Consider the following 13,267-nt stretch of genomic DNA (forward strand, 5'->3'; position numbering starts at 1 on the left):
GGGTCGTGGCGGCGGGGTGTCGGGGATCAGACGTGCAGCAGCAGGTGCTCGCGCTCCCAGGGGGAGATGACCTTCATGAACTCCGCGTACTCGATCTCTTTGACCTCGCTGTAGACGGTGATGAAAGACTTGCCCAGCACCTCAGCAAGGTCAGCCTCGGCGCGCAGCAGCTCCAGCGCCTCGCCCAGGCTGCGCGGCAGTTGGAAGTCGCCCAGGTAGGCGTCGCCCTTGCACTCGGGCGTGGGCTCGATGCGGTTGACGATGCCCAGATACCCGCAGGCCAGCGTGGCAGCCAAGGCCACATAGGGGTTGGCGTCGGCGCCGATGACGCGGTTTTCCAGCCGTCGCGCCTGAGGCGGGGCGATGGGCGAGCGAATGCCCACGGTGCGGTTGTCCGTACCCCACTGGATGTTGATGGGCGCTGCGGCAAAGCGCACCAGGCGCCGGTAGCTGTTCACATAGGGCGCGAACAGCGCCATGGCGGCGGGGATGTAGCGCTGCAGCCCGCCGATATACCAGTGGAATTCCTTGCTGGGCGAGCCGTCTTCGTTGGAGAAGATGTTTCGGCCCGTGCGCTTGTCCACCACGCTTTGGTGGATGTGCATGGCGCTGCCGGGCTCGCCCGCAATGGGCTTGGCCATGAAGGTGGCAAACATGTCGTGGCGCAGCGCCGCTTCGCGCACGGTGCGCTTGAAGAAGAACACCTCGTCGGCCAGGGCCAGGGGGTGACCGTGGAAGAAGTTGATCTCCATCTGGCCCGCGCCGATTTCGTGGATCAGGGTGTCCACGTTGAGTTCCATCTTCTCGCAGTAGTCGTAGATGTCTTCAAAGAGCGGGTCGAACTCGTTGACGGCGTCGATGGAGTAGGCCTGGCGCGAGGTCTCGGCGCGGCCGCTGCGGCCAATGGGCGGCTTGAGCGGCATGTCCGGATCGGTGTTGCGCGCCACCAGGTAGAACTCCAGCTCCGGGGCCACCACGGGCTCCCAGCCTTTGGCGGCGAACAAGTCGCACACCCGGCGCAGCACCGAGCGCGGTGCGAAAGGCACCAGACGGCCATCGCGGTCAAAACAGTCGTGGATGATTTGCGCCGTGGGGTCCACCGCCCAAGGCACCAGGCGCACCGAGCTGGGGTCGGGGCGCAGGTGCATGTCGGTGTCGGTGGGGCTGATGACATCGTAGTAGGGGCCCTCGGACGGGAATTCGCCCGTCACGCCCATGGCCACCACGGCCTCGGGCAGGCGCATGCCACGGTCTTCGGTGAAGCGCTCGCGCGGCAGGATCTTGCCGCGGGCCACGCCGGTGAGGTCAGGCACCAGGCATTCGACCTCGGTCACGCGCTGCTCACGAAACCATTGAATCAGCTCGGCAAACGTCAGTTCATTGCGGTTGAGCATGCATCACCTTAGGGTTGGAAAGGGGGGAGAGCCCCAGCGCACGGCGTGCGCGGTAGGCCTGGCATGCCGCGCCGAAGTCGCGCAGCATGGCCATGGAGACTGGGTTTTGCTCGGCCAGCCACTCGGGGTGCCATTGCAGGCACAGCGTGTAGCCGCTGGCGTTGCGCACCGAGAAGGCTTCCACCAAGCCGTCGGGCGCCAGCGCTTCGATATGCAAGCCCGGCGCCAAGGTTTTGACGCCCTGGCCGTGCAGCGAATTCACCGCCACGCGCTGTCCGGCCCCGAAGAGCGCTGCCAAGCGGCCGCCGGCTTGAATTTCCACCTCGTGCTGCTCGGCATAGGCCACCTGCGGCGGCTGCCCGGGCGGGGCACGGTGGTCGGCCATGCCCTCTTGCTCTTGAACGGCCTGGTGCAAGCTGCCGCCCAGGGCCACATTGGTTTCTTGCAAGCCGCGGCAGATGGCCAGCAGCGGCAGGCCCATGGCCACGGCGGCGCGCACCAGGGGCAGGGTCAGGGCGTCGCGCTCGGGGTCCAGCGGCAGTGTGGGGTCCAGCACCGCCTCACCGAAATGGTCGGGGTGCACATTGGAGGGCGAGCCGCTGAGCAGCACGCCGTCGGCCAGTGCCAGCAGCTCGGGCAGGCTGTGTGCGTCGGTGGGCGGGGCGATCAGTGGCAGGCAGCCGGCCAGGCGCACCGCCTGCACATACTTTTGCCCGGCGATGTGAAAGGGGTGCTCGCCCACCATGCGGTTGCAACTGGGGATCAACACCACGGGCTTGCGCTCGGTGGGGGCGGAGGCTTCCGGCAACTTCACAGCAAATCCTTCAAACGGTAGTAGGTCATGCCCAGCACCAAGGCTGGGGTGCGCAGCAGCGCGCCACCAGGAAAGGCGCGGTGGCGCAGCCGGGCAAAGGTGTCAAAGCGCGCGGCGTCGCCATGCATGGCTTCGGCCACCACGCGCCCTGCCAGACCGGTCAGCGCCACGCCGTGGCCGCTGAAGCCTTGCAGGTAGTAAACGTTTTGGGCCTGACCCAGGCGCCCGAAGTCCGGCGCGCGGTTCATGGTGATGTCCACAAAGCCGCCCCATGCGTAGGGCAGCTCCACATCGCACAGCGAGGGAAAGCTCTGCACCAGGCGCTGGCGCATGCTGGCCACCAGGCGGCGCGGGGTGGCGGTGGAGTAGCTCACGCGCCCGCCGTAGAGCAGCCGGTGGTCCGCCGTGGGGCGGAAGTAGTCCAGCACAAAGTTGCTGTCGCACACTGCACTGCCGCTGGGCATGAGCGCTTGCAGGCGCTGGGGCTGCAGCGGCTCGGTGCAGACGATGTAGGTGCCCACGGGCATGATGCGGGCGCTGAGCTCGGGCGCCAGCTGCGGCGCAAAGGCCGGCAGGTAGGCGTTGCCCGCCAGCAGCACTTGGCGTGCGCGCAGCTGCCCAAAGGCCGTGCGCAGCAGCACGCTGCGGCCGTGCTCCAGCGCGGTAACGGGGCTGTGCTCGAACACGCGCACACCAGCGGCCTGCGCAGCACGCGCCAGCCCCAGGCAGTATTTGAGCGGGTGCAGGTGGCCGCTGCGCGGGTCGTGCAAGCCAGCGTGGTAGCGCGGGCTGTCGATCCACTGGTCCAGCTCTGCGGGGTAGATCCAGCGCAGCTGGCTGTCGTAGCGCTGGTTCATGTGCTCGGTCCATAGCTTGAGCGCTTGGGCCTTGCGTGGCGAGGTGGCTAAGCAGAGGTAGCCGCTGCGCCACTCGGCGTCGATGTGGTGGCGCGCGCAGCGCTCCTGGATGAGCGCGAGCGCCTCCAAGCTCATGTCCCACACCTGGCGCGCGCCCTCCGGCCCGAGCTGGCCTTCGATCACGCTGTGGTCGCAGGCCAGGCCATGTAGCGCCTGCCCGCCGTTGCGCCCTGAGGCGCCGCTGCCCACTAAATCGGCTTCGAGCAACGCCACATCCATGCCGCGTTCGGCCAGCTCAAGGGCTGCGTTGAGACCAGCTAGCCCACCGCCCACCACGGCCACATCGGCTTCGTGCAGGCCCTGCAGCGGTGGCTGTGCCGCCTCGCGCGCTGCCGTGGCGGCGTAGTAGCTGCCGCGTTGCAGTTCCTGGTCCAGTTGCAGCAAACGCATAGGCAGGCTTGGTTTTGTGAAGGGCTTCAGGCCACGCGGCGCAGGGCTTGGCGCAGGGTGTTGACGAGGCGATCGATGTGCTCGGGCTCGATGATCAGCGGGGGGGAGAGCGCCACCGTGTCGCCCGTGGTGCGCACCAGCACGCCTTGCTCCCAGCAGTCGAGGAAGACATCGAACGCACGCTTGCCTGGCTCTTGGGCGCGCGGTGCCAGCTCAATGCCGGCCACCAGGCCGATGTTGCGGATGTCAATCACATGCGGCTCGTCGCGCAGCGAATGCACGGCCTCGGCAAAGGCGCTCTGCAGCGTGCTGGCGCGGGTGAGCAGCCCATCTTCGGCATAGGTGTCCAGCGTACCCAGCGCCGCGGCGCAGGCCAGCGGGTGCCCGGAGTAGGTGTAGCCGTGGAAGAACTCGATGAGGTGCTCGGGCCCGGTCATGAAGGTGTCGTGGATGCGCTGGTGCGCAAACACCGCGCCCATGGGCACGCAGCCATTGCTCATGCCCTTGGCCACGGTCATCAGGTCGGGCGTGACGCCAAAGGTCTGCGCCGCAAAGGGCTGGCCAGTGCGGCCAAAGCCGGTGATGACTTCGTCGAAGATGAGCAAGATGCCGTGGCGATCGCAGATCTCGCGCAAGCGCTGCAAATAGCCCTGGGGCGGCAGCAGCACGCCGGTGGAGCCCGCCACGGGCTCGACGATGACGGCAGCAATGGTGCTGGCGTCATGCAGCGCCACCAAGCGCTCGAGGTCGTCGGCCAACTCCGCGCCGTGTTGGGGCTGGCCCACGCTGAAGGCGTTGCGTGCGGGGTCGTGGGTGTGGCGCAGGTGGTCCACGCCTGAGAGCATGGTGCCGAACATCTTGCGGTTGGCCACCATGCCCCCCACAGAGATGCCGCCAAAGTTCACGCCGTGGTAGCCGCGTTCGCGCCCAATCAGCCGTGTGCGGTGCCCTTCGCCGCGGGCGCGGTGGTAGGCCAGCGCCATCTTCAGCGCCGTGTCCACGGACTCTGAGCCCGAGTTGGTGAAAAACACCTTGTTGAGCCCCGCCGGGGTGAGCTGTACCAGGCGCTCGGCCAGCTCAAAGGCCTTGGGGTGACTCATCTGGAAGGGCGGGGCAAAGTCCAGCTCCGCGGCTTGTTGCTGGATGGCTTGCACGATGCGCGGGCGGTTGTGACCAGCGTTGACGCACCACAGCCCTGCAATGCCGTCGAGCACCTGCCGACCTTGCTCGTCCCGGAAGTACATGCCATCGGCCTGGGTCAAGAGGCGCGGCGCCTTCTTGAACTGCCGGTTGGCCGTGAAAGGCATCCAGTACGCACTGGTCGATGGCTTGGCGTCGGGGGTGCTGCTCATGGATTGCGTCTCCTTTGATGCAGCCAGTCTAGTCAGGCTCTTGCGCAATGTGCTTTCAGCCTTGACCGTGAGAAACCCCCATTTATGAAACCTTATGCGACGCCATAGGATGTTGACCGCATAAACAATCAATGTTGGGAAAAACCATGCAACTCGATGCTATCGATCGAGCCATCCTGGACACGCTGCAGCGTCAAGGTCGGCTCAGCAATGTGGAGCTGGCGCAGCGCATTCATCTCTCGCCCTCGGCCTGCTTGCGCCGCGTCAAGATGCTGGAGGACGGTGGCGTGATCGCGGGCTACACAGCTTTGCTCAATCCAGCGGCTGTGGGCAAGTCAGGCACATGCTTTTCCATCATCAATCTCGAGCGCATGACCACCAACGCCTTGCTCGGTTTTGAGCAAGCCGTGCGCGACAACCCCGAGATCCTGGATTGCTTTTACGTGGCGGGCAGCAACGACTACCTCATCCGCTACGCCTATCGTGACGCGCAGGATCTGGAGCGCTTCCACACCGAGGTGTTGATGCAGCTGCCCGAGGTGGCGCGCTCCAACTCCATGCTGGTGCTGCGTACCATCAAGCGCACCACGTCCCTGCCTGTGTAAGGCCGCCTCAGGGGTGGCCTGTAGGAGGTGGGGTGGCCACGCGCCTTGCGGGCAGCAGCTGTACGGCCAGCAGGCTCACCAGAATCAGGCCGCAGCCCAACCAGCCCATGGGGCTGAGGCGGTCGCCCATCAGCACATAGCCAAAGACGGCAGCAAACACCATCTCGGAGGACAGGATGATGGCCGCGTCGGATGCTTGTGCATGGCGCTGTGCAAGCACCTGCGCGGTGAAGGCCACGCCCACCGACAACACCCCTGCGTACAAGATGGCGCCGCTGGCCGCCTGCAGCCCAGCCCAGCTCCAGGGCTCGGCCCACAGTGCCCAGGCCAGCGCCAGCACGCCGCAGACGAAGAACTGGCCGCAGGCCACGGTGAAGGGCGCATTCATGCGGTCAGCCCAGCGGCCTACAAACAACACATGCAGGGCCCAGGGCAGGGTGGAGGCCAGCACCCAGGCATCCCCCAGGCTCAGGCGCAGTTCGTGGGCGCCCGACAACAAAAATGCCCCGACCACGCAGGCCACAGCACCCGGCCACACCGACCAGTGCGGCAGCTGGCGCAGCATCAGCCAGCCCAGCAGCGGCACCAAGGGCACGTAGAGCGCCGTCAAAAAGCCTGCGTTGGTGATGGAGGTCGAGACAATGCCGATTTGCTGCAGCGCCGCGCCCATCAGCATCAGCCCACCCAGCAACACGATGTGGCGCCAGTCGCTGGCCGTGGGGGCAGCGCCCCGGCGGCTCAAAGCAGTGTGCTCGCGCAAGGCCAGCGGCAGCACCACCATGGCGCCGATGAGAAAGCGCACGCCCGTGAACATCATGGGCCCGATGTGGTCCATGCCATGGCTTTGCGCCACAAAGGCCGAGCCCCAGATGAAGGCAATGAAGACGAGCAAGAGATTGGCTTGAATGCGGGTCAAGGTGTGCTTTCGGTGCTTGGGCGGGGCGCAAAGACAGCGTGCGGCGCGAGGCCGTGGTGGTGGCGGGGCTAAAAACCGTCCCGCAGGTAGGCCAGTTCAGCCTCGGTAAACCCTGCGGCCTGGCGTGCCGCCTCGTTCAGCGGTGGGCGTGGTTTGGGGGCTTGGTAGCGCTGCACCAACTCGGGGTAGAGGGCCACCGGATCGAGCCCGCGCTCCAAGCAGAGGTGGCGGTACCAGCGGTTGCCGATCTCGACGTGGCCGATTTCCTCCTGCAGGATCACGTCCAAGATGGCCACGGCGCGCGCATCGCCGGCCTTGGCGAACTTGGCCTGCAGCGGCGGTGTGGCGTCCAGCCCCCGGGCTTCGAGCGTGCGTGGCACCAGGGCCATGCGTGCGAGCACGTCATCCCGCGTGCGTTCGGCCATGGCCCACAGGCCGTCGTGCGCGTCGTGGTCGCCGTAGTCGGCGCCCAGGCTTTGCAGGTGTTCGCGCAGCAGCATGAAGTGCTCGGCTTCCTCGGCCGCGACCTGCAGCCAGTCTTCATAAAAGCGCGGCGGCATGCCAGGAAAGCGCCACAGCGCGTCCAGCGCCAGATTGATGGCGTTGAACTCGATGTGCGCAATGGCGTGCAGCAAGGCCACGCGGCCCTCAGGCGTGAAGGGCGAGCGTGAGGGCACTTGCAAGGCCGCCACCAGGCGTGGGCGCACGGGGCGCCCGGGCAGCGGGGTTTCGGCCGGAGCGCGCAATGGCGCCTGCGGCTCCAGCGTGTAGGCTTGGCGCTGCTTGAACAGAGAGCGGGCTTGATGGGCTTTGGTGGCGGGGTCGGCCACCAGCAGCACCGCCAGGGCCTCAGAGCGAAGTTCCATCCCTACAATTATCCCCTTGGGCTTGACCCACCATCCCCCTTACACAAGCAGCCGCGCGCGCGGTCAGGAGCTGATATGGCAGTGTTTCGACTGGGCGCGCATGAGCCCCAACTGGCAGACGACGTCTGGGTGGCCGAGAGCGCCCAAGTCGTGGGTCGGGTGACTCTGGAGCAGGGCGCCAGCGTGTGGTTTGGTGCCGTGCTGCGTGGCGACAGCGATGAGCTGCACATTGGTGCTGACACCAACATCCAAGACGGCAGCGTGCTGCACTCGGACGACGGCTACCCGCTGCGCTTGGGGCGGGGCGTGACGGTGGGTCACAAAGTCATGCTGCATGGCTGCACGGTGGGGGACCACTCTCTCATTGGCATCGGCGCGGTGGTACTCAATGGTGCGCGCATCGGCAAACATTGCCTGGTGGGCGCCGGTTCGCTGGTGACCGAAGGCAAAGAATTCCCCGACGGCAGCCTCATCATGGGCAGCCCGGCCAAGGTGGTGCGCCCGCTGAGCCCCGAGCAAATCAGCGCGCTGCAAACCAGTGCCCAGCACTACGTAGAAAACGCCCGACGCTATGCAGCCGAACTGCAAAGAATCGACCCCTGTGATGCCAAGAAGAAGTGATGTGAGATGAGTGAGCTGCACAAGTTTTTGTTTGAAGGCCTGCCGGTGCGCGGGATGTTGGTGCGCCTGGAGCAGAGCTGGCACGAGCTGCTGTCGCGCCGCAGTGCCGGGAAGGAATTCCCCCCTGAGGTGCGCGAGCTGCTGGGCCAGATGAGTGCGGCCAGCACGCTGATGCAAGCCAATATCAAGTTCAAGGGCTCGCTGCTGCTGCAAATGGCCGGGGACGGGCCGCTCAAGCTGGCGGTGGCCGAAGTGCAGCCGGATTTGAGCTTTCGCGCCACGGCCACGCTGGTGGGCGCTGTGGTGCCGGGTTCAGACCTGACGGCGCTCATCAACCCCCACGGCCAGGGCCGCTGCGCCATCACGCTGGACCCACAAGACCGCCTGCCCGGGCAGCAGCCCTACCAAGGCATCGTGCCGCTGCGCAGCGACGAAGGTCAGCCTCTTACTGACATCGCCAGCGCGCTGGAGCACTACATGCTCAAGTCCGAGCAGCTCGAGACCCGCTTGGTGCTGGCGGCCAACGACAGCGTGGCCGCTGGGCTATTGATTCAGCGCATTCCGCTGCAGGGTGAGGGCAATTTGGAAGGGCTGGGGCTGAGCGAAGCGGAACAAATCGAGCGTCTTGATGCCTTCAACCGCATCAGCATGCTGGCGGCCACGCTCAAGCCCGAGGAGCTGCTGGGCCTGGCGCCGCAGGAGGTGCTGCGCCGGCTCTTCTGGCAGGAACAGGTGCGCGTGTTTGAGCCCCAGCAGCCCCGCTTTGCCTGCAGCTGCTCGCGCCAGCGCGTGAGCCGCATGATTCAAGGCCTGGGTGAGCAAGAAGCCACAGAGGTGGTGGCCGAGCAGGGTGCTGTCGAGGTGGGCTGCGAGTTCTGCGGTGCCACCTACCGCTTTGACGCGGTGGACGTGGCGGCCCTGTTCACCGCCACACCGGGTGCTGCGCAGCACGAAACGCCGCAATAGGCGGCTTTTCGTTTGGGTTGTTGTGCGGCCGTCAGACGCGGTTGTGCGACATGCCTGCAGTGCTGCGCAGGCGCTCGAGCAGGCGCGGGGCAATGCTTTGCAGCGGCAGTATTTCGTCGGCGGCGCCGGCAGCAATGGCTTCGCGCGGCATGCCAAACACCACGCAAGTGGCTTCGTCCTGCACGAGGTTGTAGGAGCCCGCGTCCTTCATGGTCTTCATGGCCCGCGCCCCATCGGCGCCCATGCCCGTGAGCATGATGGCCAGCGCGTTTTGCCCCACCACGCGGGCCGCTGAATTGAACAGCACCTCCACCGAGGGCTTGTGTCGGTTGACCGGGTCGCCGTCTTGCACTCGGGCAATGTAGTTGGCGCCTGAGCGTTCAATGCTGAAGTGCATGCCGCCCGGGGCGATGTAGCCGTGGCCGGGCAGGATGCGCTCGCCGTCTTGTGCTTCTTTGACCTTGATCTTGCACAGCCCGTCCAGGCGCGCGGCATAGCTGCGCGTGAAGCCCGGTGGCATGTGCTGGGTGATGCACACCGCCGGGCAGTCGGCGGGCAGGTTCACCAGCACGTCTTTGGTGGCCTCGGTGCCGCCCGTGGAGGCGCCGATGAAGATGATCTTCTCGGTCGAGAGTCGACCCAGGCTTGGGATGTTCACGGCAGGCCGTGGCGCAGCCGTGCCGCCCGCTGCGGGCGTGGGGCTGCGGCGGATGTGGGCCCGCGAGGCGATGCGGATTTTGTCGGTGATGTCCTGCGCCAGCGCGCGGATGCCGTCGGCCACACCAATCTTGGGCTTGGCCACAAAGTCCACGGCGCCCAGTTCCAGCGCTTTGAGAGTGACTTCCGCGCCGCGCTCGGTCAGTGTGGAGACCATCACCACCGGCATGGGGCGCAGCCGCATGAGTCGCGAGAGGAAGTCCAACCCGTCCATTTTGGGCATCTCAACGTCCAGCGTGATCACGTCGGGGTTGAGGGCGCGAATCATCTCGCGCGCCGCCAGTGGGTCGGCGGCAGCGCCAATGCAGTGCATATCGGATTGGCGATTGATGATCTCAGTCAGGATGCTGCGCACCAGCGCTGAGTCGTCCACCACCACCACGCTTGTTTTGGCCATCTTGTTCTCCAGGCTTTGATTGTTTTCGGCTCAAAAGAGCTCCACTGAACCGCCGGAATTGGCCACCGGTTGAGCCTTTTGCGCCGCAACCTTGTCCTGCATCACCAGAGCGTCCGTGTTGGTCGGCGCCAAGCGCTTGACCATGGCCTTGCCGCTGTGCGGCAAAAAGCACACTTTGCGCGGGTAGACGTCCATCACGTCTTTGGACACGACCGGGATGCGTTCGGTCTTGAGGAAGTCCATCACAAAGTTGGTGTTGCGCTCGCCCACATTGATGCTGTTCATGCCCGCAATCACGGCGCCGCCGCCAAAGACTTTGGCTTCCATGCGCGACTTGTGGGCGCCGCGCTTCATCATCTCGTTGATCAGCAATTCCATGGCAAAGGTGCCGTAGCGGCCGGAGTCGCCCTGACCGTCGGGCAACATGAAGTGGTTCATGCCACCCACCATGACGTGACGATCCCACAAGCACGCTGCAATGCAGGAGCCCAGCGTGGTCATCACCAACAGGTCTTCGGAGTCCACGAAGTACTCACCCGGCAAGACCTTGACGGCAGCATTTTTGAAGTGAGCGTCGTAGAAGAAGAAGGAGGCTTCGCCGGTTTTGCGCGCAATGGTCTTGAGTTGCGCTACGCGGGCAGCCCCTGCGCCTCCGTTGAGCAAGGAGCCTGACGTCGTCGCGGTTGAAATGCTCATGATGTGTGGCGGTGTTTTGGCAGTTCGCAGTGGAGACGGGCGTCAGACGCGTTCGTAAATGGTCTTGCCGCGCAGCTTGAAGAGGTCTTTGGATTCGGTGAAGTTCTCCGAGTGACCCACATACAGCAAGCCATGAGGCTTCATGACGCGATGAATACGCTCCAACACTTTGCGCTGGGTGGGTGCATCGAAATAGATCATGACGTTGCGACAAAACACGACATGAAAGGGCTCGCCCAAGGACCACTGCTCATGCATGAGGTTGAGCGAGCGAAAGTCAATCACCTTGGCCAATTCCGGTTTGATGCGGATGCGCCCTTCATTGGCGCCGGTGCCGCGCATGAAGTACTGCTTGAGTCGCTGCGCCGACAGGCCGCGTGCATCGGCGTTGTAGACGCCGCGGCGTGCGGTATTCAAGACATTGGTGTCGATGTCGCTGGCCACAATCTGGACTTGGTTGAGCCCCCCCATGGCCTCGTGGCAGGTCATCAAAATGGAATAGGGCTCCTCGCCGGTGGAAGAGGCCGAGCACCAGATGCGCACGGGGCGGTCTTTGAAGCCGCGCAAGTCTTCCGTGAGGGCATGGAAGTGGTGCTCTTCACGGAAGAAGGAGGTCAGATTGGTGGTTAGGCAGTTGACGAACTCTTGCCACTCCTGCTCCCCTTGGGCGCCGCTGATGGATTGCAACCAGCTCAGGTAGTCGGCAAACGAGCGGTGTCCGGTCTCGCGCAGACGGCGCGACAGGCGGCTGTACACCATGGCCCGCTTGCCCTCATGCAGGCTGATGCCAGCATGCTGGTAGATGAGTTGGCGGACCTTGTCGAAATCGTTCTTGCTAAAGCTGAATTCATGATCCAGCGTTTCCGTGGGAGGCGGCGCAAGTGCTGACATGGAGCTGTTTCTTAGGGTTGTAGGCCAGAAAGGGGCGGGAGGTGCGTCGATTGCAAATGTGCAAGAGCGAACACTGCCCGGCTTGATCAGTCAGTGCAAGTGTGCAGACAGCGCGTGCACACCCATCGTGTGAACAAGCTGCGTTCGGCGCAGCAAATATCTCGATCTAGGTGGCTTCGCCAGCCGGTAGACTGCGGCCAAATTTCGCGAACCGCAAACTTTGGACATCCCTTGCATGCCATCTTCTGCTGAGCAGCTTCATCTGGAGCGCGCGCTGCACCTGCTGCAGCAGGCGGGAGCCATGCTGCCCGAGGCCGAACCCGGCAGCGTGGCCTGGCTCCAAGGCATCGTTGATGCACTGTGCGACCTCTCCAGCCGCGATGCGCTGACCGGGCTGTCCAACCGCCGCTCATTTGAAATGGTCATGGCGCGTGAGGTCGACCGCGTGGCTCGTACGGGCGAGTCAGCGCTGCTCCTGATGCTGGATATCGACCACTTCAAATCGGTCAACGACACCTATGGCCACGGCGTGGGTGACTTGGTCATCCAGGCCGTGGGCGCAGCGCTCAATCAAGCCGTTCGCCCCATGGACACGGTGGCGCGTATCGGTGGTGAGGAGTTCGGCATCATGTTGCCCAACTGCCAAGCCGGCTTTGCCCTGACGGTGGCCGAGCGCGTGCGCGAGCGTGTGGCGCGGCTGCGCATCCCCACCGGCCAATTTCAGGACGAGTTGTCGGTCACCATCAGCTTGGGCGGTGCTTTTGCACCCCAGTGGGTGAGATCGTCACCCTTGCTCTGGATGGAGCGTGCAGATCGCCAGCTCTACCGCGCCAAGACTGATGGACGCAATCGCGTATGTCTGGAAGTTCATCACGAGACTCTGGTGAGCGCCGAGGAAAAAGGCATGTTGTTGGCAGTTTTGCCTCAGGATAGCGAGCAAGTATGACGACGGTGCGTGCGGCCAAAACAAACGTTGCCCGAACGCTGGCGGTGACCAGCGGCAAGGGGGGCGTGGGCAAAACCTTTGTCACGGCCAATTTGGCAGCCTCACTGGCGGCGCGGGGTCACCGCGTGCTGGTGGTCGATGCTGACTTGGGCTTGGCCAATCTTGACGTGGTGTTGAACTTGCACCCCAAGCTCACGCTGCATGACGTGTTCACCGACAAGTGCACCCTGGATCAGGCCATCTTGCCAGCGCCCGGCGGCTTCTCGGTGATGCTGGCGGGCTCGGGCATGGTGGAGTATTCACGGCTCACGCCTGAACTCAGAGACCGGCTGCTGAGCGTGCTGGACCAAGTCAAGCCACGCTATGACTGGGTCTTGCTCGACACCGGCGCGGGCATCTCGGATGTGGTGCTCTACGCCATCTCCCTGGCTACGGATGTGCTGGTGGTGGCCACACCCGAACCCACCTCGCTGACAGACGCCTACGCCACCATCAAGGTGCTGACCACACAGCAAGAGCGCCACCATGTGCGTTTGGTCATCAACCAGGCCGGGCGTGCGGGCGAGGGCCGCTTGATTTGTGGGCAGCTCCAGCAAGTGCTGCAACGCTTTGTGGGCAGCACACCGGGTTTTGATTTCCGTCTGGAACTGGTGGGGGAAGTGCCGTCTGACGCCTCGGTCAAACAAGCCGTGCTCAAGCGCCAGCTCTTGCTGGAACAGTACCCCGGCAGCGCGGCGGCTCAGGCCATCAACGCACTGGCGGCCAAGATCGACGCTTGA

Annotated in this window: 14 protein-coding genes; 5 read left to right on the forward strand and 9 right to left on the reverse strand. The window is 64.7% G+C overall.

From position 1 onward, the window contains the following. Nucleotides 1–26 precede the first annotated feature (26 nt). From ACG0Z6_RS15645 to aptA, 4 genes are read right to left on the reverse strand one after another with little or no spacing between them, the layout of a single operon-like run. Entirely contained in the window at nucleotides 27–1,394 is a 1,368-nt protein-coding gene (locus ACG0Z6_RS15645; RefSeq protein ID WP_394463089.1) for a glutamine synthetase family protein, read from the reverse strand. After that, a complete protein-coding gene (locus ACG0Z6_RS15650; RefSeq protein ID WP_394463091.1) occupies nucleotides 1,378–2,208 on the reverse strand; it encodes a gamma-glutamyl-gamma-aminobutyrate hydrolase family protein in 831 nt (276 codons plus the stop codon). Before ACG0Z6_RS15650 ends, ACG0Z6_RS15645 begins: the two co-directional genes overlap by 17 nt. Then, complete coding sequence (locus ACG0Z6_RS15655) at nucleotides 2,205–3,515, reverse strand: NAD(P)/FAD-dependent oxidoreductase (protein WP_394463093.1); 1,311 nt, start codon at nucleotides 3,513–3,515, stop codon at nucleotides 2,205–2,207. The genes ACG0Z6_RS15650 and ACG0Z6_RS15655 overlap by 4 nt, the downstream gene beginning before the upstream one ends. A gap of 26 nt (nucleotides 3,516–3,541) precedes the next feature. Continuing rightward, complete coding sequence (aptA, locus tag ACG0Z6_RS15660; RefSeq protein ID WP_394463095.1) at nucleotides 3,542–4,867, reverse strand: omega-aminotransferase AptA; 1,326 nt, start codon at nucleotides 4,865–4,867, stop codon at nucleotides 3,542–3,544. A gap of 146 nt (nucleotides 4,868–5,013) precedes the next feature. Here aptA and ACG0Z6_RS15665 point away from each other — a divergent pair, with 146 nt between their 5' ends. Continuing rightward, the gene (locus ACG0Z6_RS15665; protein ID WP_394463097.1) at nucleotides 5,014–5,472 is read left to right on the forward strand and encodes an Lrp/AsnC family transcriptional regulator; all 459 of its coding nucleotides are present in this window, start codon (nucleotides 5,014–5,016) and stop codon (nucleotides 5,470–5,472) included. A gap of 7 nt (nucleotides 5,473–5,479) precedes the next feature. On the opposite strand, the gene ACG0Z6_RS15670 is transcribed toward ACG0Z6_RS15665, so the two are convergent. Both ACG0Z6_RS15670 and ACG0Z6_RS15675 read right to left on the reverse strand, forming a co-directional pair. Further along, nucleotides 5,480–6,388, reverse strand: a complete 909-nt coding sequence (locus ACG0Z6_RS15670) for a DMT family transporter (RefSeq protein WP_394463099.1) — start codon at nucleotides 6,386–6,388, stop codon at nucleotides 5,480–5,482. Nucleotides 6,389–6,456: 68 nt separating this feature from the next. Next, on the reverse strand, nucleotides 6,457–7,254 hold the full coding sequence (locus ACG0Z6_RS15675; protein WP_394463100.1) for a ferritin-like domain-containing protein: 798 nt from the start codon (nucleotides 7,252–7,254) through the stop codon (nucleotides 6,457–6,459). A gap of 75 nt (nucleotides 7,255–7,329) precedes the next feature. On the opposite strand from ACG0Z6_RS15675, the gene ACG0Z6_RS15680 reads away from it, so the two are divergent. Then, nucleotides 7,330–7,875, forward strand: coding sequence for a gamma carbonic anhydrase family protein (locus ACG0Z6_RS15680; RefSeq protein WP_394463102.1), 546 nt, complete (start codon nucleotides 7,330–7,332; stop codon nucleotides 7,873–7,875). A 6-nt stretch (nucleotides 7,876–7,881) separates the two neighbouring features. Further along, nucleotides 7,882–8,841, forward strand: coding sequence for an Hsp33 family molecular chaperone HslO (hslO, locus tag ACG0Z6_RS15685; RefSeq protein WP_394463104.1), 960 nt, complete (start codon nucleotides 7,882–7,884; stop codon nucleotides 8,839–8,841). A 31-nt stretch (nucleotides 8,842–8,872) separates the two neighbouring features. Here hslO and ACG0Z6_RS15690 read toward each other — a convergent pair whose 3' ends face one another. The 3 genes from ACG0Z6_RS15690 to ACG0Z6_RS15700 are packed head-to-tail and all read right to left on the reverse strand — an operon-like array spanning nucleotide 8,873 to nucleotide 11,542. Further along, the gene (locus ACG0Z6_RS15690; protein ID WP_394463106.1) at nucleotides 8,873–9,955 is read right to left on the reverse strand and encodes a protein-glutamate methylesterase/protein-glutamine glutaminase; all 1,083 of its coding nucleotides are present in this window, start codon (nucleotides 9,953–9,955) and stop codon (nucleotides 8,873–8,875) included. 30 nt (nucleotides 9,956–9,985) lie between these two features. Beyond that, a complete protein-coding gene (gene cheD / locus ACG0Z6_RS15695; RefSeq protein WP_394463108.1) occupies nucleotides 9,986–10,651 on the reverse strand; it encodes a chemoreceptor glutamine deamidase CheD in 666 nt (221 codons plus the stop codon). Nucleotides 10,652–10,693: 42 nt separating this feature from the next. Continuing rightward, the gene (locus ACG0Z6_RS15700; protein WP_394463110.1) at nucleotides 10,694–11,542 is read right to left on the reverse strand and encodes a CheR family methyltransferase; all 849 of its coding nucleotides are present in this window, start codon (nucleotides 11,540–11,542) and stop codon (nucleotides 10,694–10,696) included. 235 nt (nucleotides 11,543–11,777) lie between these two features. Here ACG0Z6_RS15700 and ACG0Z6_RS15705 point away from each other — a divergent pair, with 235 nt between their 5' ends. Both ACG0Z6_RS15705 and ACG0Z6_RS15710 read left to right on the forward strand, forming a co-directional pair. Further along, on the forward strand, nucleotides 11,778–12,488 hold the full coding sequence (locus ACG0Z6_RS15705) for a GGDEF domain-containing protein (RefSeq protein WP_394463112.1): 711 nt from the start codon (nucleotides 11,778–11,780) through the stop codon (nucleotides 12,486–12,488). Next, the gene (locus tag ACG0Z6_RS15710; protein WP_394463114.1) at nucleotides 12,485–13,267 is read left to right on the forward strand and encodes a MinD/ParA family protein; all 783 of its coding nucleotides are present in this window, start codon (nucleotides 12,485–12,487) and stop codon (nucleotides 13,265–13,267) included. The genes ACG0Z6_RS15705 and ACG0Z6_RS15710 overlap by 4 nt, the downstream gene beginning before the upstream one ends.

Source organism: Roseateles rivi, assembly GCF_043555845.1.
Lineage (GTDB): Bacteria > Pseudomonadota > Gammaproteobacteria > Burkholderiales > Burkholderiaceae_C > Roseateles > Roseateles rivi.

What these genes read in the sequence shown, in the direction of transcription:
- ACG0Z6_RS15665 (WP_394463097.1), top strand. Translation starts at nt 5,014, where the DNA reads ATGCAACTCGATGCTATCGATCGAGCCATCCTGGACACGCTGCAGCGT.
- ACG0Z6_RS15700 (WP_394463110.1), bottom strand. Translation starts at nt 11,542, where the DNA reads ATGTCAGCACTTGCGCCGCCTCCCACGGAAACGCTGGATCATGAATTC.
- ACG0Z6_RS15690 (WP_394463106.1), bottom strand. Translation starts at nt 9,955, where the DNA reads ATGGCCAAAACAAGCGTGGTGGTGGTGGACGACTCAGCGCTGGTGCGC.
- ACG0Z6_RS15680 (WP_394463102.1), top strand. Translation starts at nt 7,330, where the DNA reads ATGGCAGTGTTTCGACTGGGCGCGCATGAGCCCCAACTGGCAGACGAC.
- ACG0Z6_RS15645 (WP_394463089.1), bottom strand. Translation starts at nt 1,394, where the DNA reads ATGCTCAACCGCAATGAACTGACGTTTGCCGAGCTGATTCAATGGTTT.
- ACG0Z6_RS15655 (WP_394463093.1), bottom strand. Translation starts at nt 3,515, where the DNA reads ATGCGTTTGCTGCAACTGGACCAGGAACTGCAACGCGGCAGCTACTAC.
- aptA (WP_394463095.1), bottom strand. Translation starts at nt 4,867, where the DNA reads ATGAGCAGCACCCCCGACGCCAAGCCATCGACCAGTGCGTACTGGATG.
- cheD (WP_394463108.1), bottom strand. Translation starts at nt 10,651, where the DNA reads ATGAGCATTTCAACCGCGACGACGTCAGGCTCCTTGCTCAACGGAGGC.
- hslO (WP_394463104.1), top strand. Translation starts at nt 7,882, where the DNA reads ATGAGTGAGCTGCACAAGTTTTTGTTTGAAGGCCTGCCGGTGCGCGGG.
- ACG0Z6_RS15710 (WP_394463114.1), top strand. Translation starts at nt 12,485, where the DNA reads ATGACGACGGTGCGTGCGGCCAAAACAAACGTTGCCCGAACGCTGGCG.
- ACG0Z6_RS15675 (WP_394463100.1), bottom strand. Translation starts at nt 7,254, where the DNA reads ATGGAACTTCGCTCTGAGGCCCTGGCGGTGCTGCTGGTGGCCGACCCC.
- ACG0Z6_RS15705 (WP_394463112.1), top strand. Translation starts at nt 11,778, where the DNA reads ATGCCATCTTCTGCTGAGCAGCTTCATCTGGAGCGCGCGCTGCACCTG.